This window comes from Actibacterium sp., assembly GCF_055134745.1.
In genome coordinates this window covers 1-21,605 of record NZ_JBSRVX010000013.1, presented here as the reverse complement: position 1 = coordinate 21,605, position 21,605 = coordinate 1, and the positions used below count along the sequence as shown (strand labels likewise).

The following is a 21,605-nucleotide window of genomic DNA, read 5'->3' as shown; positions in this document are numbered from 1 at the left end:
ATCCTGCCCCCGCATGTAATGTAAGGATGACCAATGCGATATCCGATACTTGCTGCGGCGATGATCTGTGCGCCGATGGCGCAGGCCCAGGCGCCCGTGCTGACCGTGTATACCTATGACAGTTTCGCCAGTGAATGGGGGCCAGGCCCGCAGATCGAACAGGCATTCGAGGCCAGGTGCGGCTGCGACGTGCAATTTGTGACGGCGGGCGATGGTGCGGCGCTGTTGTCACGCCTGCGGCTGGAAGGAACCCGCACCCGCGCCGATGTGGTTGTCGGGTTGGATACCAGCCTGACCGCGATGGCCCGCGCCACAGGACTGTTTGCGCCTCATGGATTGGTGGATGTGGCTCTGTCCTTGCCCAATCCGTGGTCAGATGACGTTTTCGTGCCGTTCGACTGGGGATATTTCGCCTTTGTCTATGACAGGACCAAGCTGACGGATGTGCCCGACAGTTTCACAGCATTGGCCGCAGCGCCGGATGACCTGAAGATCGTAATTCAGGATCCCCGGTCATCGACCCCCGGCCTGGGGCTGCTGATGTGGGTCAAGGCCGCGTATGGCGACCGCGCCGCCGACATCTGGGAAGGGCTTGCACCGCATATCATCACCGTGACGCCGGGCTGGACCGAAGCCTATGGCATGTTCCTGGATGGCGAGGCCGATATGGTGCTGTCATATACCACATCGCCAGCCTATCATGTCATCGTCGAGGGTGATGATACAAAGGCCGCCGCCACATTTAGCGAGGGCCATTATATGCAGATCGAGGTTGCTGCACGTATTGCGGGAACAGATCAGCCGGAGCTGGCGCAATCCTTTCTGGATTTCATGCGATCAGATGCCGCGCAGGCGCTGATCCCGACAACCAACTGGATGTATCCCGCGACCATCCCGGCCGGGGGTCTGCCCGAAGGATTTTCAGCACCATTCGGGCCGGAACAGTCGCTGTTATTACCGGAAGATCAGGCAAACGCCCTTCGGGATCAGGCCGTGGAAGAATGGCGCAACGCCCTGTCGAAATAGGCCGGTTCACCCTGGTCGGGGCGGCGATGGCCGTCCTGGTTCTGGGGGTGCTGGCCACAACGCTGGCCGCATTGTTCTGGCGGGCGGATCGGGCCGCCACGCTGGGGCCAGGCGATTGGGCCACGATACGCTTTACACTGGTTCAGGCACTGACTTCGGCGGCGCTGTCTGTATTGCTTGCCATACCCGTAGCGCGGGCATTGGCGCGGCGCCGCTTTGCGGGGCGTGGGGTGCTGATCACGCTGTTGGGTGCGCCGTTCATCTTGCCTGTCATCGTTGCAATATTGGGATTGCTGGCGGTATTCGGGCGTAACGGCCTGTTGAACGCGGCATTGGGGTCTTGGGGACCTGTATCGATTTTCGGATTGCAAGGTGTGGTTCTGGCGAATGTGTTCTTCAACCTGCCGCTGGCCACACGGTTGATCCTGCAGGGCTGGCAAGCGATCCCCGGTGAACATTTCCGCCTGGCTGCCGCGCTGGGTTTTCGCGTTGGCGATATCAACAGATGGCTTGAACGCCCCATGCTGCGCGCCGTGGTTCCCGGGGCGTTTCTGGTGATCTTCGGCCTGTGTTTGACCAGTTTCGCCGTCGCGCTGACACTGGGGGGCGGGCCTGCGGCGACCACCGTCGAACTGGCGATCTATCAGGCGTTTACCTTCGAGTTCAATCTGGGGCGGGCAGCGATTCTGGCCCTTGTGCAATTTGGATTGACCGGCATCGCGGCGATTGCCGTCTTTCGGTTCGGCCCGCCGAACCTGTCGCAGGCTGGCTTCGATCGGCCGCAATTGCGCTGGGACACCCGCCACTGGCCTTTGCGCATGGCCGATGCCCTGTGGGTGGGTGTCGCGGCGATATTCCTGCTGCTGCCCCTTTCGATGGTCATTTTTACTGGAACAGAGACTGTTTTCAGGCTGCCAGCCTCGATATATCTGGCGGCGTTGCGGTCCATTATGGTGGCATTGGCCTCGACGGCCGTCACTGTTTTACTGGCGGTATTGATTGCACATGCCGCGGCCAGGCTGCGCCATCGCGCAGCCGCGGGCATGATCGAGGCCGCTGGGGTTCTTGCCATCGCCGCGTCACCTCTGGTGATCGGAACCGGGTTGTTCATATTGATCTTTCCGCTGGTTGATCCTGCCCGGCTGGCCCTGCCCGTGACGGCCGGCGTCAATGCGATCATGAGCCTGCCATTTGCCTTGCGGGCCCTCATCCCGGCCATGCGCGATGCAGAGCGTGACTTTGGCCGCCTGGCCGACAGCCTTGGCCTGACCGGCCTGACCCGGCTTCGGGTCGTGTTTCTGGCCCGTTTGCAACGCCCGTTAGGGTTTTCCGCAGGCTTGGCCGCGGCCCTTTCGATGGGGGATCTGGGCGTGATCACGCTGTTCTCGGCCACGGATCAGGCGACACTGCCATTGCAGATGTATCGGTTGATGGGGGCCTATCGGATGGACCTGGCGGCGGGCGCCGCGCTGTTGCTGCTGGCGCTCAGCCTGGGGCTGTTCTGGCTGTTCGATCGCGGGGGACGGATGAATGCTGACATTTGAACAGGTTATGCTGCGACAGGGCGATTTCACCTTGCGCGCCGATTTCACGATCCCCGCCGGGGAAACGACCGCGATCATCGGCCCGTCGGGGGCCGGCAAGTCAACCCTGCTGGATCTTGTGGCAGGTTTCCTGCGCCCCGATAGTGGCCGCATTCTGTGGCAGGGGCGCGATATCACGCAGGATAGCCCGGCACGGCGCCCTGCAAGTATCCTGTTTCAGGATAACAACCTGTTCCCGCATCTGAGCGTACTGCAAAATGTGGGGTTGGGACTGCGCCCTGACTTGCGGCTTTCCCCTGCCGAGCAGGAACGCGTCAGCGCCAGCCTGGGGCGTGTCGGGCTGGAAGGACTGGAAAATCGCAAACCGGCCCAGCTATCGGGGGGACAGCGCGGGCGTGTCGCGCTTGCGCGCGCGCTGTTGCAGGCAAAACCGATACTGCTGCTGGATGAACCTTTTGCCGCGCTGGGGCCCGCGCTGAAGGCCGAGATGCTGCAACTGGTGATTGGGCTGACCGCAGCCGCGAATACAACATTGCTGATGGTGACGCATAACCCCGACGAGGCAAAGGCGATGGCCCGTCAAACGGTTCTGGTGTCGTGCGGCCAGGCGGCTGCGCCGGTTTCCACCGCGCGGTTGTTCAACGAGCCCCCGCCGGAGTTGCGGGACTATCTTGGCTGAAAATCGTGTTTGCAGCGGGTTGATGCGCTGCGCGCGCGGGTATTTTAGCCAAGAATAAACAGGAGGGCCTGGGTCGGCAAGATTACCGGCGCCGCAATAGAAAAACGCGCCCCGGCTGGGGGCGCGTTCAGGATGTCTGTTCTGGATCAGGCCGTTTTCTTGCCTTTGACGGCTGCCCATATCCGCTTGTTGGTCAGAAAAAGCAGAACCGACAGCAGAACAAGCAAACCCACAGCCACGAAGCCGACATGCTTGCGGGCCATCAGCTTGGGCTCGGCGGCCCACATCAGGAAGGCGGCCACATCTTCGGCCTCGTGATGCAGATCGGTGGAATGGCCATCGGCAAACGTCACGTCATCGCCAGCCAATGGCGGCGACATTGCGATCCAGCCGCCGGGAAAGGCGGTGTTGCCATAGAAGACGGTTCCCGCTTCTTCCTTTGTTTCGCCGGTATAGCCGGTCAGGATCGACACGATATATTCCGGCCCGCCGATGCCGTTAAACATCTGGCTAAGGCCAGTGCCATAGGGCCCGTGGAAGCCGGCGCGCGCCTTGGCCATCAGCGACAGGTCGGGCGCGTTCTCCAAGGCAGAGGGTGGAAATTTATCATTCGGGGTGGCTTCGCGCGTATCTTGCAGCGCCGGGTCATAGATCTGCCAGAACTTGGCATATGCGATGACCTGTTCTTCGGGCATGTTCGGGCCACCTTCGTCGCCGATCGTGCGGATCGGAACGAATTTCAGGCCGTGGCATGCCGAGCACACTTCGGTATAGACCTGAAGGCCGCGTTGCAGCTGATGCTCGTCGAACTTGCCGAAGGGGCCTTCGAATGAAAAGGCGACGTCTTCGATATGGCCGCCGGCATGGCCGCCCTCTTCGGCTGCGAGGGCCGCACCGGCTGTCATCGCAAGGGCGGTCAGCGCTGTAAGAGTAAGTTTCCTGATCATTTCCTGATTGCCTTTCTCACTCTGCCGCATTGACGACAGTCTTGGTGCCGCCGACATTCGGCGCATAATGCGCGTTGAAGTCGTCTTCGATCGTTGCCGGTTGCGGTAGTGGTTTCTCGATCACGCCCAGAAGTGGCAGGATGATCAGGAAATAGGCGAACCAATAGGCCGAGGCGATCAATGAGATCCACGATGTCAGTTCAGTCGGGGTTTGCGCGCCGACCCACATCAGGATGATGAAATCGAGCGCCAGAAGTGCAAACCACCATTTGAACATCGGGCGAAAGCGGCCGGACCGCACCATCGACGTATCCAGCCAGGGCACCAGCGCCATGACCGCGATCGCGCCGAACATCGCCAGCACACCGAAGAACTTGGCGTTCACGATGCCGAAGGTGATGAAGGACACGAATTGCACCGCCCAGACATCGGCCGTGAAGGCCCGCAAGATCGCGTAGAAGGGCAGGAAATACCATTCAGGCACGATATGGGCTGGCGTGGCCAGCGGGTTCGCCTCGATATAGTTGTCGGGGTGGCCCAGATAGTTGGGCATGAAGCCGACGATCGCAAAGAACACGATCAGGATCACGGCCAGCGCGAACAGGTCTTTCATCACGAAATAGGGCCAGAACGGCAGGGTGTCTTTTTCAGCCTCGGCCTTGGATGTGCGGCGCACCTCTACCCCGGTGGGGTTGTTGTTGCCGGTCGAATGGAAGGCCCAGATATGCACGATTACCAGCCCGGCGATCACGAAGGGCAGCAGATAGTGCAGGCTGAAGAACCGGTTCAGCGTCGCATTGTCGACAGCCGGCCCGCCCAGCAGGAAGGTCTGGATCGATTCGCCGACCAGCGGGATCGCGCCAAACAGGCCGGTGATCACGGTGGCGCCCCAGAACGACATCTGACCCCAGGGCAGGACATAGCCCATGAAGGCAGTCGCCATCATCGCCAGATAGATCAGCATACCGATGATCCAGGTGATTTCGCGCGGCTTCTTGTAACTGCCGTAATAGAGGCCTCGGAAGATATGCAGATATACGGCCACAAAGAACAGCGAGGCGCCGTTGGCGTGCAGATAGCGCAGCATGAAGCCGCCATTCACATCGCGCATGATATGTTCGACGCTGGCAAAGGCCAGATCGACATGCGGGGTGTAATGCATCGCCAGCACGATGCCGGTGACGATTTGCAGCGCCAGGCAGAATGTCAGAACGATGCCCCAGATCCACATCCAGTTCAGGTTCTTGGGCGTGGGGATCATCAGGGTGTCATACAGCAGACCGATGATCGGAAGGCGGCTGTGCACCCATTTTTCGGCGCCTGATTTCGGTTCGTAATGGTCGTGCGGAATTCCAGACATTTATGCTCTCCCTCAACCCAGCTTGATCGTCACGTCATCGACGAATTCGGCGACGGGAATATGCAGGTTCTGCGGCGCGGGGCCTTTGCGGATGCGGCCTGCGGTATCGTAATGCGACCCGTGGCAGGGGCAGAACCAGCCATCGAAATCCCCCGAATTGTTGCCGATCGGCACGCAGCCCAAATGGGTGCAGACGCCGATCATCACCAGCCATTCGCCGGCCTCGTCCATCGTGCGGTTCTGGTCGGCGGCATCGGTGTTGGGCTTGTTGGGGTTTTCAGAGCTTTGGTCGATCAGATCCGACAGCGGCACCGCGCGGCCCTCTGCGATTTCCTGTTCGGTGCGGCGGCGGATGAATACCGGCTTTCCCAGATATTTCACGGTCAGCTGTGTGCCAACCTCGACCCCCGAAACATCAACCCGGATTGAGCTGAGCGCCTGGACATCGGCAGAGGGGTTCATCTGATTTATCAGCGGCCAGACGGCTGCGCCCGCAGCAACTGCGGCGGTCCCGCCCGTGGCGAAATACAGGAAATCGCGACGCGTGCTATCGTGATCTTCGGCTTGGGACACGAATATTCTCCCTTAGATGGCCATTGTTGTGGCCGGCAACAGATTAACTGCCGCCTTTACGGCCCGATGGCGGCGTATTTATCGCCCTTCCCGCGCAGCGTCCAGCAATCATTGCAGGCCAATTGCCGCATATGTGACACATTGCGCCATTCAGGCCACGAAGCTAGGATTTCTTCGCGCCGGGCGGATCGCCCGCGCAAAGGGAATTTCACCCGAGATACCCACGGAACCTGAACACCACATTTCATGTTTGTCCGGGCGTGCTCGTGATGGAGGTGGAGCATTGAAAGGAATACTTGTTGCGCTTTGCCTTGTCGCCCTTCCTGTATCGGCGGCACATGCAGAGATGGAGACCAGTTTTTATCTGGGCCATCAATCCGCAAATGCCAGCAATGTTCGCGGCACCGATCCTGGCGGTATCGGTGCTTTTGATTTCGACGCTGTCTGGAAAGGCGAATCGTTCGAGCCGCCCCCCTATTACGGTTTTCGCCTGACATGGTGGCAAACCGAAAGGCTGGGCCTGGGCCTGGATTTCAATCACGCCAAGGTTGCCGCAAATGGCGCGACACTGGCCGCCAGCGGCTTCAGCGATCTTGAATTCACAAATGGGTTGAACGTGCTGACCGTGAACGGCTGGTATCGCTGGCCGAATGCCGATCGGCGCTGGACCCCCTATGTCGGGGCCGGCATCGGAGTGTCCATACCGCATGTCGAGGTGATGTCGGCTGGTGGGCGCACCTATGAATACCAATATGGTGGCCCCGCCGTTCAGGCGGTCGCGGGATTAAGTTATGACATCAGTCCGCGCTGGGCAGTATTTGGCGAATATAAGGGCACCTGGACGCGCAACGACCTGAGCCTGAACAATGGCGGAAATCTGCGAACCGATATCGTGACCCATGCGCTGAACATCGGTCTCTCCTATCGGTTCTGAGGGGGTCAGGCTGCCGGGATCGTGGCCAGCATCGACGGGCGCTGTGAAAAACCGGCAAACCACTCAGCCAGGACAGGGTGACTTGCACGCCAGTTGCGCGCATCAAACCGGAAATCGATATAGCCCAGCGCGCTGGCGACCGCGATCTGGCCAATATCGACCGGCCCCGCCATATGGCCCATCCACTGGGCCTCCAGCGCCGACAGTGCCCGGTCGGCCTTGGTCCACTGGCCTTCCATCCAGTCTGCAAACCGGATGGGTTCGGGGCGAAAGCGCAGTTCGTACATCATCGAAACGGCAGCATCCATGATCCCGTCGCCGGTGGCCTCCAGCGTCAGCGTTTCCCAGCGGGTGGCGCCGGGATAAAGCGTGCCGCCTGCGTGATCATTCAGAAAGGCACAGATCACCCTGCTGTCATACAAGGCCGAACCGTCATCGCGCAGCAGCGTGGGGATCTTGCCCAGCGGGTTTTGCCGGACAGGGCTTTGGCCGGTGGTCAGCGCATCGGTCTGGCTGCGCACCAGCTCTACCTCGTCTATAAGGCCGGTTTCGTGCAGAACCACCAATACCTTGCGCGCGAAAGGCGAAGCCGGGGCATATAGAAGTTGCATTGGTGATCCTCCCACGTTGCGGCACACCATAATCGCGCGCGCCGGCGACTGTCTATCGGGATCAGGGCTGGTTCAAACAGGTTCGGCCAGCAGATGATCGGCGGCCTGGCCGGTGATGCGGGCGCGCAGGATCGAGCCTTCGGGCAGATCGGTGGCAAAATGCACCGGGGCAAACTGTTCGGTGCGGCCCATGCGGGGCGATTCCATCAAAACGGCATGGGTTTGGCCCTGTTGGGCGTGCAGATGCCGGGCGACCTGCGCATCGCCCGCCGCCCGCAATCGCGCCGCACGGTCGCGGATCACGGCACCGTTCACGGCGGGCATACGCGCGGCAGGGGTGCCGGGGCGCGGGCTGTAGGGAAAGACATGCAGCCAGGTCAGATCGCATTCCGTGACAAGGCGCAGCGAGTTTTCGAACATCGCATCGCTCTCGGTCGGAAATCCGGCGATTATATCGGCGCCAAAGGTCATTTCGGGGCGGAATCGTCTCGATTCTTCGCAAAACCGGATGGCGTCGTCGCGCAGATGGCGGCGCTTCATCCGTTTCAGAATCATGTCATCGCCGGCCTGCAACGACAGGTGCAGATGTGGCATCAGGCGGGGTTCGGTCGCGATGGCCTGCATCAGGTTTTCATCGGCCTCGATCGAATCGATCGAACTGATCCGCAGGCGCGGCAGATCGGGCACCAGTTTCAGGATGCGCAGCACCAGATCGCCCAGCCGCGGCGCGGCGGGCAGATCGGCGCCCCAGCTTGTCAGATCGACGCCGGTCAGCACGACCTCGTTATATCCCTTGTCCACCAGCCGCCTGATCTGATCGACCACGACGCCCGCCGGGACCGATCGCGAATTGCCGCGCCCGAAGGGGATGATGCAAAAGGTGCAGCGGTGATCGCAGCCGTTTTGCACCTGAACATAGGCCCTGCTGCGCGTGCCGAACCCGTCGATCAGATGCCCGGCGGTTTCGGTCACCGACATGATGTCATCGACCATGACCTTTTCGGTGTCGCCGATGAAATCGGGGCCGGCCATTTGTGCCCAGGTCGCGGGCTGCATCTTTTCGGTATTGCCGATCACCAGATCAACCTCGGGCATGGCGCGAAAGGTTTCAGGTTCGGTCTGTGCCGCGCAACCTGTCACGATCAGCCGCGCGGCGGGGTTGTCGCGCCGCAGTTTGCGGATTTCCTGGCGGGCCTTGCGCACGGCCTCGGATGTGACGGCGCAGGTGTTTATGACCACGGCATTGTCCATGCCCGCCTGCGCGGCCAGATCTTTCATGGCCTCTGTCTCATACGCATTCAGACGGCAGCCAAGTGTGGTGAATTTCGGGGCGGACATCAGACGGACCCGATAAATGCGTCACTGAATATGCCCGAAAACACGTTCATCGTCGGCCCGGTCATCCAGACGCCATCATCACGCCAATCGATTTCCAGTGTTCCGCCATCGACATGCACCGTTACCCGGCGCGCGGTCAGCCCGCGGCGGGCCGCGGCCACCGCAGCGGCACAAGAACACGACCCCGAGGCCAGCGTGATGCCGGTGCCACGTTCCCAGATGCGCAGGCGGATCGCATCGGGCGACAGCACCTGTACGACCTCTACATTGGTGCGTTCGGGAAACAGCGGATGATATTCATAGCGCGACCCGAATTGTTCCAGCGGAATTGCATCGGCATCGGGCACGAAAAACGTGCAGTGCGGATTGCCCATGCCGGTGGCGACCGGCGCGCCTTCGATCGGCAGTTCCAGCGTATCCATTGCTTCGGCCAGCGGGATATCCTGCCAGTTCTGCAACGGTGCCCCCATATTCACCCGCGTCAGCCCGCCGCCCGCGTCCTGCGCGATCAGCGCACCGCGTTCGGTAATCAGCGTCAGCGCGGTCTGGCCGGTTTCATCCATGATGTGCCGGGCGATACAGCGCGTGGCATTGCCGCAGGTGGCTGACCGAGAACCGTCGGCGTTAAAAAAGGTAAGCCGCGCATCGGCCTCTTTGGCCGCCTCGATAACCGCGAGTTGATCAAAACCCACACCACGGTGGCGGTCTGCGATCGCCGCAACCAGCGCGCCCGAGGGCATGGTACCACCGCCCCGCAGGTCGATGACCACGAAGTCATTGCCCAACCCGTGCATTTTCATGAAGGGCAGGCCAGCAGAGGCGGACATGTTGCGCATTGCGCGCATATAGCGCGGGCCGCAGATTGAATCCAGACGGAATGAAAAAAACGGTTGAATTGGCCTTGACCGGCCTCACAGGTTTTTCTAGGTAGCAGTCCTCGTGTGGGCCGGTAGCTCAGCTGGTAGAGCAACTGACTTTTAATCAGTAGGTCTCGGGTTCGAACCCCGACCGGCTCACCACATATTACGTTCATGCTGATCAATGTCAGGTCTCTGGTTCAGGCGCCGGCCGGGCTCAGGCGTTGCGAATGGTCAGGCCGCCATCGACGGGAATGACACAGCCGGTCAGATAGCTTGACGCAGGCAAAGCCACCGACAGCATGACGTGGGCCACTTCCTCGGGCGATCCGTAACGGCCCAGGGCCGTGCGACGGCGGGCAAAGGTCTGCTTTGCATCCTCTGGCAGGCGCGATGTCAGCGCGGTGTTGATCGGGCCGGGACATATGCAGTTCACGGTTATCCCTTCGCGCCCCAATTCAACCGCCAGGGCCCGCGTCAGGCCAACCACGCCATGTTTGGCCGCGGCATAGGGCGTGTTGCGGTTGGTCGCGCCCAGCGCTTCGGTCGAGGCGATGTTGATGATTCGCGGCGACTTGCTGTTGCGCAGATACGGCAGGGCAGCGCGAATCAGCCTTTGATGCGCGGTCAGCATCACCAGCAGATTCTTGTCCCAAATCTCGTCAAAGCGATCATCATCAACGGCAAGAATGTTTCCGATCCCGGCATTGTTGATCACGATATCAATGCCGCCGAAATGATCGGCGACCGCCCTGGCCACCGCCGCGATCGCGGCACCATCTGAAACATCCAGCGCCCAGGCGCGCATGTTTGCCGCTTGGGGATGGGCATCGACCACCTTCTGGCAGTCTTCCTGTCGCAGATCAGTGACCGCAACATTGGCACCGTCGTTTGCGAAAAGATCGGCGGCGGCGCGGCCCATGCCACTGGCCGCACCCGTTATCAAAACTGTCAGGCCTGCGACTGATCGTGACAAATATGGTGAATTAGACACTGTTTTTCCGCCCATCATTGCATTTTACGTCTGCGCGACAGGCAACGTATGATGGGCATACGACATAAGATAAGATCGCTGGCCCGGTTCCCCGACGCCAGCAAAATAGAAACATCGTTCTATTGAAGTCAATGGAGCAGTGGCTGACGGTTTAGACCGTGTCATATCCAAACCGGCGCAGGACATGACCCAGCTCATGATCGATATACTCGATATGCTGCGGTTCCAGTTCGGATTTCCACTGCTGGCTGGCACCGCTGCGGATATGGGCGAATTTGCCGCCCTTTTGATTATCGGTTCCGGTGCGGCTGGCGGCCTCGAACAGTTTCATCAGATCGACGCCCAGCCTGTGCGCGCGCTGATCCAAACCGAAATGGTCGAAGATCGCCCGGTAATATGTGTCGCGGTCCGGTCCCATAAGGTCTTCGTATTTGACCTCCAGCACATCGGGGTCATCCAGATTCCAGTTTTCCAGCAACTTGCGATAGAAAAAGATGAAATGGTTAATTTCCATGAACAGACCATCGGTCTTGGTCGCGGCTTTCAGCTTTTGCTGATAGCTGACGCCATTTGCGTCGGGGCGATGCGCCCAGGCCTCATATGTCCATTTGTGATAGTGATAGCTTGAGATGATCATATCGCGCGGGTCACGCATGATATGGATGCCGCGATATGGACCGATAGATGACAGATCCATCTTGCTGTGGTTCGACAAAAAGACGCGGCTGCGCGGATCGGGTTGTTCCAGATTGATTTTCTCAAACGGCAAACGGGTGCCAATTGCGAACAGGCGCAACACGGCATTGAAATAGGTCGTCATCGCCTTGTGATGGGTCGCCACGAACAGAACCGGGCCATCCTTGGCTATGGCGGGGGCATGGAAACGTCCCGCGGCAAGGCGCGGCAGTATTTTCCAGAAATCAGGCTTGGACAACAGGCCCTTGTTCTTTTTCACGAAGACGGGAAACTGGTTGATATAATAGTCAAACTTGCTGCGCTCGACCTTGGGGCCAAAGCCGGCATCGGTCGTTATTTCGCGCGGCGTCACATTCTTCGTCATATCGGGCGTATCCTAAAAGGCCAGTCGTCTGCTTGGGCAGCCTGACATGCGCGACAGCCCCCAGCCGCGCAGTAACAGGATTTATCTGCGATGCAGCATTCTATATCCCAGCGAAGGCCGCGCACAAAGCATCTATCGCGACAGTTTGCGCAGATCAGCCGATTGGAGGAGACAATGACGCATCAATGGCGGATTTGATGCCATGCTGATGACATTTAGCGCAGCATAGCCCCGCGAACGGGCGCAATTCCACTGCGCCCGGCCATAGATTCGTAATGATCCGATAGGCTTATGTGGCGTCTGTCCCCAATTTCCACAGGTCGGAATTGACCATTGCGGCATCCCCGGCAATTGCCTTGTACGGCGGGCCAGGCGGAACCGACCCATCTGCCATCGCCTGTTTCCAGACCTTCAGATATTCGACATCCGCCGCCAGGCCGACGCCCTCGAAAAACTGGACCTGGCGATTGGGGTCGACAATGCCATTGCCCGCACTGGTAAAGCTGACAGTGCTGACCAGCACATCGTCGATCAGCAGCATGACATGCTGCAGCGTGTGATTCAAAACGATGCGATAGGTCTTCAGAACGCCATAAGGCGCCAGAACACCCACAACATCGGTTTGTGGCAGAACGACGCTGGCAGCGCTGTCCTTGGCCTGAATGCGGATATTGCCAAGACTTGGGCGCGCCTCGAAGACAAAACGCAGACCGCGCACCTCGAACAGGTTGTAGGCCCCCGATCCGGCAGGCGAGAAGGCAAGCCGTGCTTCATATGTCACACCTGTCACGCCACTGCCGATATTAGCCGGATCACGAAAATAGGGGCCGGTCGCCGATACATGAAAGGATGTCGGCGCGGCCAAGGTATTGGCCAGCACGGCAGGGTCCGGCAGGGCGCGCAGGGCAATACCATCGACCCCCGGCGCCCCGACATCGACGATGGGAATATTCTTCCATAGCTGGTTCAGAAAATCTTCGGGCATCTGCAACATGCCGGTTGCAGCGCCTTCGCCATAGTTGATCCCGTCGGCATAGGTAAATGTTCCCCCACCGTTGGGATAGATACGAACCCGGCCGGCCATGATCTCGGCCCTTTCGGCGGGCTGACCGTTGATTTGCCAGCCCACTACATCCGTCCAATGGGCGAAACTGTTATCCAGCGCCGCCTCACCACGTGCCAGACGGGTTGTGGTGACGGGGCCGGCACTTGACCAGACCTCGACCCAGGCGCCGGAAGGTTCCCACAGGCATTGGTCGAATTGCGGGGCGGGCCAACCCACCAGCCCCGCCGCCTGCATCACCGCATGCGCCATCAGCGCCGCACGCAACTGCAATCCGTCCGGTGTGTCGCCCGATGGATGGGCCAGATCGGTCCAGCCACCCGCCCCGTTCGACACGCCGTTCTGATAGTTCAGCAGCTCGACCCCCAGCGGCAGAAAAATTCCGCCAGCGTGGGGGTTTACCAGCATCGCGCGCCAGCTTTCACGAACCAGTTGCTTGTTCAGCAATCCGAAATCCAGCGATCCGTCGGATGCGATATGGGTCGCATCCAGCATATCCTGCGCGATATCGAACCGGTGCGGCCCGTAAGACGCCCAGCGCGTATAAGCGGGATCATAGATCTCGGCAAAGCTGTGATCATATTGCATGACATTGCCAATGCCATAGCTGTGCTGCCCGGGAATGCTCAGTGGCGTACCATCCATCCGCTTGCCGGTGAACAGCGGGAACAGGCCCTGTTCGTAATAGGCACCGAAACTGCCTGGGGCCGCGAACCAAGACCATGCGGCGATGCCAACCTGCTGGCCGTCAGCCGTGGCGAAATCATGCAGCGCCAGATCATCCGCCCAGGTGCGATCCGGGTCGGCGTCATTGACCATATCGCGCGGGTCTGTGCCGCTGACAGCATGGGCCAGTATGGCGAACTTGTCGCCAGGCCGGGCGGCCAGATAGGCATTTGCCATCGCGGCCACAGCAGCCGTTACCGGGCTGGCATCGCTCAGGTGCACGTGCACAACCCCGGCCTGGCCCGCGCCAACGCGGTTGTGATACATGAATTGCACCGCATCCTGATGCAACAGCGCCGGGGCCGGGGTCAGATCAAAAAAACTGTCATGCATACGGGCATCTTCAGACTGGCCCCAATACGACACGACATGCCCGACGCCAAAGCGATTGCCGGTTTGTGCCGTCACACCAGGCTGTGCCTTGATGCGCACCTGCATACGATACCAGGACGCGCTGCGCGGTACGCCCAAGCTGCCCGACCAGATGCCGCCGCTGATTGTGGCAATGTCCGCCCAGGCGGTGCTGCTGGCGCCGCCGTCATCGGTGGACAGGGCGCGCGCCTGCACGATCTGCCCGGTCGTGCCAGTGCCGGAAATCGGAATCCCGGCCAGATTCAAGCCTAGCGCGGCGCCACTGTCGAACAGGCTGCGGTCACGGGAAAAATCGTTGATGGAAATGCTGGCAGGTTGCGGGGCGGGCGGGATGGCCCCGCCTGGCGCTGACGACCCGACGGACAGGCCCAGTTGAATCATCATGGTCGGATATTTCCCTTTTGGCAGCATATCATCACGCCCCGGCACGATCGCGCCGGGTTTGGCAAAACCTAGGCAGTAAATTCTGAGCGGCGTCATAAGAGGGCAGTCGGAACCGTAACGCCCGATTAACAATCACACCGACCCGGTCACGCGAAGGTTACGCGGGCGCGGCAAAATGTTCGGCAACTGGCGGCTGAAATTGCGCTATGAATGCTAAAGTCATGACCGCACGCCTTGGATTTGGATGCGTAAAACGGCACAGTAGTCCCGACCTTGCCAACGAAGACCTGAATTGATCGGAACGATTTGATGCGTTTGACCTTCCACACCCTGATGACATCGGCAGCCTTCATTGCCCTGACAAATCTGGCCATGGCGGCATGCCCGACAGGGGGCAATCGCGTTGATGTAACCCCGTCTGACGATTTGCGCGGCGCGCTCCTTGGTCTGCAGTCTGGTGGCACGCTTGCCTTGGCACCGGGGGATTACGGTGTATTGCAATTGTCGGGTTTGACGGCGGCGCAGGTGATCACGCTGTGTTCAGCCAAAACGGATCAGCCGGCGGTCATATCTGGCATGAACCTGATCGAGGTGTCGAACATGGCCTTTGACGGGATCGTATTCGACTACACGTTCAAGGCCGGTGACAGCATCGCAGGCACGCTTCCCTTCAGGGTAACCGGCGGGCGGAATATCCGTTTTTCTAACGTTCTGCTTGATGGCGATAATGCTTCTGGCTTTCGGCCGTTTGAAAACGGCTTTCCCACCGCGCATGCCCTGACGGTTCAGGGCACGAATGGGGTCGTGTTTGAAAACTCTGAGGTGCGCGGCTGGTTCAAGGGGATTGATTTTCGCAACCTCGACAACCTGACCATTCGTGGAAACAATATCCATTCGATGCGGTCCGACGGACTGAACGGTGTCGGCATCCAGAATGTGCTGATCGAGGGCAACCATTTTCACGATTTCACCCGGTCGCTTGAGACGGGCGACCATGCGGACATGATTCAGATCTGGCGGCGCCTGACCAATCGCGCCACACGCGACGTGGTAATTCGTGGAAACATTCTTAATTCAGGGCAGGGATTGTATACACAATCAATCTATTTCGGCAGCAGCGGTGCCGATCGCAGCGGCAAAGACCGATCGCTTTGGTATCAAGACATTACCATCGAAAATAACGTGATCATCAACGCCCATCTGCATGGCATCACCGTCACTGATGTCGATGGGCTGGCAATCCGCAACAATACCATCCTGCGCAGTCAGGCCTCGAAGCGCGCGGGGGAAAAGCCGGTCGTGACCGTGCCGCGCATCAATGTCACCGGCAATGCGCGGCGCGTAACGATCACCGGCAACATCACCAGCGGAATTGCCGGATACAAAAAACAGTCCGACTGGACCGTCAAGAACAACTATATCGTCCAGGATACCGCACCATTTTCACCTGGCTATTATCTGGCTAATTTTGTCGCCCCACCTTATGAAACGCCCACAGATCCCGTTTATTTTCAGTATCTTCCCGGTGGCCCACTGGATGGCAAAGGATTGGGATCATCTTTGCTGCAGTTTCAGAAAAACCCGCCTCGCGTCACCCCGCTGATCCGGGCGACCCCTTTGAAAGGCGCCGGATCGTATCAGTTCGACGGAAGATACAGCGCCGGCCCCTCGGGGATGCTGGACCAGCTTGGCGCAAGCTTCGACTGGCGCTTCAGCGATGGTGCATCGGCTGCGGGGGCGGTTGTAACCCACAGTTTCGCCACCCCTGGCCCGCATGGCGTAGAGTTGGTCGTGACACTCTCAACCGGACAAAGCTATAAAACCGTGCTGCGAATGACGCCCTGACAGCGGCTTTTCGCTCACACACTGTTGCAAACCGTTGAATCGGATATTGAATTTATCGCCCGTATGATGATCCTGTGCTTGGGCATGTGATTGGGTCAGGGCGCACCGAGGATAGTAATGAGCGGATCGGTACTGGGCGTCGTGATCGTCAGCTATAACACTGGCGAAGTGCTGCTGGATTGTCTGGCCAGCCTGCTGGCGGCCCGTGACCCGGATTTACGCATCGTGGTTGTGGATAACGACTCGACCGATGATACGGTGTCGATCCTGCGCGATTGGGCCAGCGGCAAACGCGGCTATGTCGTGCCCGAAGATTGTCCGTTTGAAATGGCCCCGGTTCCTGCATCCCCGCTGTTGCATGAAGGCAAGCCCGGCATGGCCGCGGGACAGCAGGCCGACATCACGCTGCTTCATGCTGGTAGAAATGCGGGTTTTGCCGCTGGTGTAAATTTGGGCCTGGCCCACCTGAAGAAGCAGTCTGAAATTGGCGATTTCTGGATTCTCAATCCAGATTGCATCGTTCCGCCACAAGCCCTGGCCGCGCTGAAATCCCGCCTGTCTGACAAAACGCCCTATGGTCTGATGGGTGGGCGTGTTCTGTATCTGGATACGCCCGATATCATCCAGATTGACGGCGGCACCGTGAACATGAAAACCGGCGTTACCGGCAATATCAATCTGGGTGCCAGCCATGTGGCAACACCACCGCCGGACCCGCAGCGCATGGATTTCATAATGGGTGCCAACATGGTTGCGTCACGGGCATTCTATGAAACCGTGGGGCCGATGAAGGAAGACTATTTTCTATATTACGAAGAGGTTGACTGGGCGATGCGCCGGGGCAATCTGCCGCTTGAATACTGTGGCGGATTGGTCCTCTATCATCGTGCCGGCAGTTCGATCGGCTCGCCGCATCTTTCCCGCATCGCTTCGCCGTTTTCGCTGTATTTCAAACATCGTGCCCGAATGATGTTTCTGCGCCGTTTCAACCCCGTGGCTGCGCCCGTCGGCTATGCCTATGGTATTGCCAAAAGCGTTCAGTATCTGTTGCGCGGCTATACGAATGAAGCCTGGGCGATGCTGTGCGCGATAAATGGGTTACGCCCGCCTCGCGCCGTGGCGGCACGACTGTCTCCAGCAGCTGCACAAGTCGCATTCGGATCTGGCCAGCCACCGGCAGCCCGACCACAACAAGGCCATTCGGCATGACTGATCTTGCCAGCTTTCCCGCCCGCGGCCTGCGCGGCCCTGCACAACCCTCTGCCCCGGCATCGCAGCGCGTTTTGCCAGTCAAGGCTGTCAGCCAGCATATATGGCTGATCTGGGCGCTGTATATCAGTCTGCTGATCCCGATCTATTTCAACCTGGGCCAGTTCACGATACCCGCCTATCGGATTCCGGCAACCGTCATGATGGTGCCGGCGATGCTGTTGTGGGTCACAGGAAAGCTGGGTCAGCGCAGTATCATGGATCTGCTGATCCTGGTGTTCTGTCTGTGGATGTCCGTCGCACTGGCCTATAATCATCCGTTGTCGCGGGTCTATGAGAATATCGGGTTCACGATCATCGAAACGGCAGGGGCTTATTTCATCGGCCGCATGGCCGTGCGCAACGCGCGCGGTTTCATGGTATTCGTAAAACTGCATTTTCTGTCGCTGGTGATCCTGCTGCCCTTCGCAATGATCGAAACCCAAACCGGCGACCCGATGATCATCGATATGATCATGCCTTTTTTCCAGACTCATCCCGTTATCACATATGAAACGCGTTTGGGCCTGGAACGCGCGCAGGTCGTGTTTCAACATCCGATCGTTTATGGCGTCTATGCGGCGGCGGCCTTCGGGACGATTGTCTATTCGCTCAGCTTTGTGTCGTCAGGCTTTACAACGTTCTTTCGCGCGGCGGTGGTTATCGTATCGACCATTTGTTCGGTGTCTTCTGGCGCTGTTATGGCGCTGATGGCGCAATTCACCTTTACGGCCTATGATGTGGCGCTGCGCAAGATTTCGCGTCGCTGGACGATCTTTGTCGTAATGGCGATCATCATGTATGTCACCATCGACACTCTTTCCAACCGCACGCCCTTTCACGTTCTGATTTCCTATCTGACACTGAACAGTTCAACCGGATATAACCGCATCCGGATTTTCGAATTCGGCATGGACAGCGTCATGCGCTATCCGGTTTTCGGGCTGGGTTTCCGTGACTGGGTCAGAGAGCGCTGGATGTCGTCCAGTGTCGACAATTTCTGGCTGCTTCTGGCCATGCGCTATGGAATCCCGGGATTTCTGACATTGGCGGGGATGGTCGGTATTCTGGTTTTTCGTCTGACCCACGCCAAGATCGACGATCCGCTTAGCCGAGCGATGCGGCGGGGCGTTCTGGTGTCATTGGGCGGGATTATCCTGTCAGCCTCGACCGTTCATCTGTGGGGGCCGATCTATGTCTGGTTCATGTTCTATCTAGGCGCAGTCATGTGGCTGCTGGACCCGCAGGCAACTGCCGCACCGCCTGATACCAAACAGGCCCCAACCCCGCAAACCAAAGTAGCGGTTCCAGATGTTTCAGGTGTGGTTCTGACCCCCTATTCGCGTTTCGCCATACGCAAAGGCCGCAATACGCCGACAAGACGCTAAAGCAATTGGGCCACCCCGTAAGAGATGGCCCGATGCCTTTTGCGTGGGCTGTTCTGCTTATGCAATCAGAGTGTCAAACAGGGCTGTATGCGGCACATCATCATCTGCGATGAAGTTGTCGATATTTGCATCAATGCTGCTGCGCCAGCTGTGGCCCAGTGACAATCCCCATTTCTGGACGCCAATCGTGGTTCCCTGTGCGCCCTCCAGAACGGACAGATCACCATCGATCATCATCGCCAGCGTGGAAGAGTCGCTGTCATAGATGATCTGCGCATTGTGCCATTCGGTATCGTCAAAGCTGGCCTCGTCACTGACAAGGCTGAAGGTGCCCTGATCTGTGGTCAGGTCGAAATGCAGATAACCGCTCTTGTCGATATAGCTCTGCAAGACGTTGTTCAGATGCATGACGTTGCCACCATGAGCAGCATCTGTCCGCTGCAGATCGAATGACATGAAAAAGCTGTCAGCCTTATGCAGCGGAATTTCACCACGTTCGAACTTGACGCTGTTGTTCCCGCTCAGATGATAGGCCTTGCCATCGTCACCATCCACATATTCAGGCTGCTTCATGTCCTTTCTGAACTTGATGGACGAATCGGCATCGTCATCCAGATTGCCTTCGAAGCGCAGGATATGATCGAAGTCGACATTGTATGTCGCCGGGTCATAGCTTGCGGTCGTCGTAACCGGGATGCTGGGGGCCGGTGTGGGGCCTTGCGTCGTGCTTGGCGGCACAACCGGATCCTGAACAGGCGGGGTGTCGTCCACGGCCGGGGCATCTTCAACAGGCGGGATGCTGTCGGGTTGCGATGGCTGTTCATTTGTCGCTTCATTCGTCGGCGCTGTTGGCTCCGGCGTATCGGTTGGCGATGGCAAGACTGGATCGACGGTTGTGGATCCACCTGTGCTGCCACCCGATCCACCAGTGGTCGGCGGAGGCGTCACAGTTGACCCCGTGCTAGTGGTCAGCCCGTCAGATGACATCGACGCGCCAAGAACCCCATAGATCGCGCTTACGGGTATAATTGACAGATCAATGCTGCCTGTAAGCGAGCCATCAATATCGGTGATGACCTTGTTGATATAGGACGGCGAGGACGGGTTAGAGTAATCCAGATACAGGTTGTTGCCTGTCGTATCCTGAGCCCCGTTGATCATGAACTTGCTGCCGACGTTATCAACGACCGACGCATTATGCACGTTCGTGATGATATACTGCGGGCTGCGGCTTACTGGGGCCGCTGAAGGATCTTTTTGCAGTGTCGCGCTCTGATCCCACAGCACGGTGTTGTTATACACATTCAGCCCATCGACATCGGAAATCGAAATGCCGTGCGGCGTTCCGTTATAGATCACATTGTCATAGACCTGAACATTCGTGAAATAGCCGCCATAGGCACCCTTCCCGAAATCAGTGTTGTTCATGTAAATGGCCTGGGATGCCGCACCACCATTCGATTCCAGAACGTTGCCGCTGATGACCACATTCTGCGTCAGCTGGTTCACGTTCGTGCCCCAGATCTGGATCATGTCTGTGTGGTTTACGGTCTGAACCGACCCGTAAAAATCGTGCATGTAGTTGTTCGAGATCACGGCATTCTGAATACCGCCACCGCGCAGACCATCGCCCTGGATGCCGCTGATATCGTTATTCGTAAAGGTCAGGCCGGTGATGTCTTTCAGCGTCAGCCCATGATAGTAATTGGTCATGGTGTTGTGTGAAAACACGATGTCGGACGAGGCTGTGAAAGTTGCGCCCTGTGCGCCTTTTGTCGCTGACCCGCTGGTGCCCGTCAGATAGCCGTTTGCAACGCTCGACATCACGTTGTCGACGAATTCGATGTGGTTGCTCAGCAGAACCTTGATGTCGGTAACATTGCTTGCCGCCACGTTCAGGCCTGAACTGTCAAAGTTCAGCCCCGTAAATGTCACATAGGACGAACTGCGCAAATCCACCGTCTGCATCGTTGGGGGATTGTTCACATCCAGCGGCTCGATCAGGATCGGCGCGTTGGCGCCGCCAACCCCCTTGCCAAACATGCTATATGGGCCGCCGTTCCCGTCGAGTTGTATCGTTCCACCGCCATTCGCGGTCAACTGCGCGAGTGCCTGGTTCAGCTCAGCTGTATTCGTCACCGTGATCGTAGCGTTCCCATGCGCTGCGTAGGCAGTGTAAAGAGTGGCCATATGCATCCCTCATCTGGTCTCAGGTTTCCTGACCTTGCGCAAAATCCGTCACGCGCCTTGCCAGCACCGAAAATCGGCTCCACGCCAACTAAGCGTGCGAAAGTGATCATTAAGGGGCGAAATATGGCCACATTGGTGGCGGTCCCCGGGCATTTTAACGAAGCGCGAGAATCCGCCGTCCCCAAAACAGCAACGTCCCGCTTCGCCGGATCCTGATACTCGATAGATTCGGAACCCAAATTCTGACTACACGGGTGATTATCGAATTACTGTAAACAATTCATGGAACTGCCGATCCGGGCAGAAACGTGCATTTCCTGCGCGAAATACCGCATATCTTGTTGCAACCAAGTAGAAATGTCACCCGGTCTGCAAAGTAGAAATGTCCCACCTGGGCACAGAGGGGAGCAAAGCCTGACAGGGCGGAGACCTCAGATATCGCAGCCCTGGCCGGCTTTGCGGGCCT

Annotated in this window: 17 protein-coding genes and 1 tRNA gene; 8 read left to right on the top strand and 10 right to left on the bottom strand. The window is 58.7% G+C overall.

Annotation, left to right across the window (positions count from 1 at the left end; all coding sequences use genetic code 11):
- Window positions 1–33 precede the first annotated feature (33 nt).
- The 3 genes from thiB to ACTCHC_RS02390 are packed head-to-tail and all read left to right on the top strand — an operon-like array spanning window position 34 to window position 3,249.
- Window positions 34–1,026: a thiamine ABC transporter substrate binding subunit gene (gene thiB / locus ACTCHC_RS02400; protein WP_463020854.1), complete on the top strand. Its 993-nt coding sequence runs from the start codon at window positions 34–36 to the stop codon at window positions 1,024–1,026.
- Entirely contained in the window at window positions 1,002–2,570 is a 1,569-nt protein-coding gene (locus ACTCHC_RS02395) for an ABC transporter permease family protein (protein ID WP_463020853.1), read from the top strand. The genes thiB and ACTCHC_RS02395 overlap by 25 nt, the downstream gene beginning before the upstream one ends.
- On the top strand, window positions 2,557–3,249 hold the full coding sequence (locus ACTCHC_RS02390; RefSeq protein WP_463020852.1) for a thiamine ABC transporter ATP-binding protein: 693 nt from the start codon (window positions 2,557–2,559) through the stop codon (window positions 3,247–3,249). The genes ACTCHC_RS02395 and ACTCHC_RS02390 overlap by 14 nt, the downstream gene beginning before the upstream one ends.
- A gap of 146 nt (window positions 3,250–3,395) precedes the next feature.
- Here the strand turns inward: ACTCHC_RS02390 and ACTCHC_RS02385 are convergent, their stop codons facing one another.
- The 3 genes from ACTCHC_RS02385 to petA are packed head-to-tail and all read right to left on the bottom strand — an operon-like array spanning window position 3,396 to window position 6,129.
- Window positions 3,396–4,196, bottom strand: a complete 801-nt coding sequence (locus ACTCHC_RS02385; RefSeq protein ID WP_463020851.1) for a cytochrome c1 — start codon at window positions 4,194–4,196, stop codon at window positions 3,396–3,398.
- 16 nt (window positions 4,197–4,212) lie between these two features.
- The gene (gene petB / locus ACTCHC_RS02380) at window positions 4,213–5,556 is read right to left on the bottom strand and encodes a cytochrome b (RefSeq protein ID WP_463020850.1); all 1,344 of its coding nucleotides are present in this window, start codon (window positions 5,554–5,556) and stop codon (window positions 4,213–4,215) included.
- Window positions 5,557–5,568: 12 nt separating this feature from the next.
- Entirely contained in the window at window positions 5,569–6,129 is a 561-nt protein-coding gene (gene petA, locus ACTCHC_RS02375; protein ID WP_463020849.1) for a ubiquinol-cytochrome c reductase iron-sulfur subunit, read from the bottom strand.
- Between the two features lie 283 nt (window positions 6,130–6,412).
- Here petA and ACTCHC_RS02370 point away from each other — a divergent pair, with 283 nt between their 5' ends.
- Window positions 6,413–7,063: an outer membrane protein gene (locus tag ACTCHC_RS02370; RefSeq protein WP_463020848.1), complete on the top strand. Its 651-nt coding sequence runs from the start codon at window positions 6,413–6,415 to the stop codon at window positions 7,061–7,063.
- Window positions 7,064–7,068: 5 nt separating this feature from the next.
- Here ACTCHC_RS02370 and ACTCHC_RS02365 read toward each other — a convergent pair whose 3' ends face one another.
- The 3 genes from ACTCHC_RS02365 to dapF all read right to left on the bottom strand — a co-directional run bounded on the left by ACTCHC_RS02365 (window position 7,069) and on the right by dapF (window position 9,857).
- Complete coding sequence (locus tag ACTCHC_RS02365) at window positions 7,069–7,674, bottom strand: glutathione S-transferase (protein WP_463020847.1); 606 nt, start codon at window positions 7,672–7,674, stop codon at window positions 7,069–7,071.
- Between the two features lie 72 nt (window positions 7,675–7,746).
- Window positions 7,747–9,012 (bottom strand): tRNA (N(6)-L-threonylcarbamoyladenosine(37)-C(2))-methylthiotransferase MtaB, encoded by a 1,266-nt coding sequence (mtaB, locus tag ACTCHC_RS02360; protein ID WP_463020846.1) that lies wholly within the window; start codon window positions 9,010–9,012, stop codon window positions 7,747–7,749.
- Window positions 9,012–9,857, bottom strand: coding sequence for a diaminopimelate epimerase (gene dapF / locus ACTCHC_RS02355; RefSeq protein WP_463020845.1), 846 nt, complete (start codon window positions 9,855–9,857; stop codon window positions 9,012–9,014). Before dapF ends, mtaB begins: the two co-directional genes overlap by 1 nt.
- A gap of 98 nt (window positions 9,858–9,955) precedes the next feature.
- Between dapF and ACTCHC_RS02350 the strand changes: the two genes are divergently transcribed.
- Window positions 9,956–10,031 (top strand) — tRNA-Lys (locus ACTCHC_RS02350).
- A gap of 55 nt (window positions 10,032–10,086) precedes the next feature.
- Here the strand turns inward: ACTCHC_RS02350 and ACTCHC_RS02345 are convergent.
- The 3 genes from ACTCHC_RS02345 to ACTCHC_RS02335 all read right to left on the bottom strand — a co-directional run bounded on the left by ACTCHC_RS02345 (window position 10,087) and on the right by ACTCHC_RS02335 (window position 14,468).
- Window positions 10,087–10,878: an SDR family NAD(P)-dependent oxidoreductase gene (locus tag ACTCHC_RS02345; protein ID WP_463020844.1), complete on the bottom strand. Its 792-nt coding sequence runs from the start codon at window positions 10,876–10,878 to the stop codon at window positions 10,087–10,089.
- Window positions 10,879–11,014: 136 nt separating this feature from the next.
- Entirely contained in the window at window positions 11,015–11,923 is a 909-nt protein-coding gene (locus ACTCHC_RS02340) for a sulfotransferase domain-containing protein (protein ID WP_463020843.1), read from the bottom strand.
- A gap of 289 nt (window positions 11,924–12,212) precedes the next feature.
- Complete coding sequence (locus ACTCHC_RS02335; protein WP_463020842.1) at window positions 12,213–14,468, bottom strand: hypothetical protein; 2,256 nt, start codon at window positions 14,466–14,468, stop codon at window positions 12,213–12,215.
- A gap of 309 nt (window positions 14,469–14,777) precedes the next feature.
- Here ACTCHC_RS02335 and ACTCHC_RS02330 point away from each other — a divergent pair, with 309 nt between their 5' ends.
- From ACTCHC_RS02330 to ACTCHC_RS02320, 3 genes are all read left to right on the top strand, one after another.
- Window positions 14,778–16,313 carry a right-handed parallel beta-helix repeat-containing protein gene (locus ACTCHC_RS02330; protein WP_463020841.1) on the top strand — a complete coding sequence of 512 codons (1,536 nt, stop codon included), beginning with the start codon at window positions 14,778–14,780 and terminating at the stop codon, window positions 16,311–16,313.
- A 117-nt stretch (window positions 16,314–16,430) separates the two neighbouring features.
- Complete coding sequence (locus tag ACTCHC_RS02325; RefSeq protein WP_463020840.1) at window positions 16,431–17,522, top strand: glycosyltransferase family 2 protein; 1,092 nt, start codon at window positions 16,431–16,433, stop codon at window positions 17,520–17,522.
- Window positions 17,519–18,949, top strand: coding sequence for an O-antigen ligase family protein (locus tag ACTCHC_RS02320; protein ID WP_463020839.1), 1,431 nt, complete (start codon window positions 17,519–17,521; stop codon window positions 18,947–18,949). The genes ACTCHC_RS02325 and ACTCHC_RS02320 overlap by 4 nt, the downstream gene beginning before the upstream one ends.
- Before the next feature lie 57 nt (window positions 18,950–19,006).
- Here ACTCHC_RS02320 and ACTCHC_RS02315 read toward each other — a convergent pair whose 3' ends face one another.
- The gene (locus tag ACTCHC_RS02315) at window positions 19,007–21,088 is read right to left on the bottom strand and encodes a right-handed parallel beta-helix repeat-containing protein (protein WP_463020838.1); all 2,082 of its coding nucleotides are present in this window, start codon (window positions 21,086–21,088) and stop codon (window positions 19,007–19,009) included.
- Window positions 21,089–21,605 lie beyond the last annotated feature (517 nt).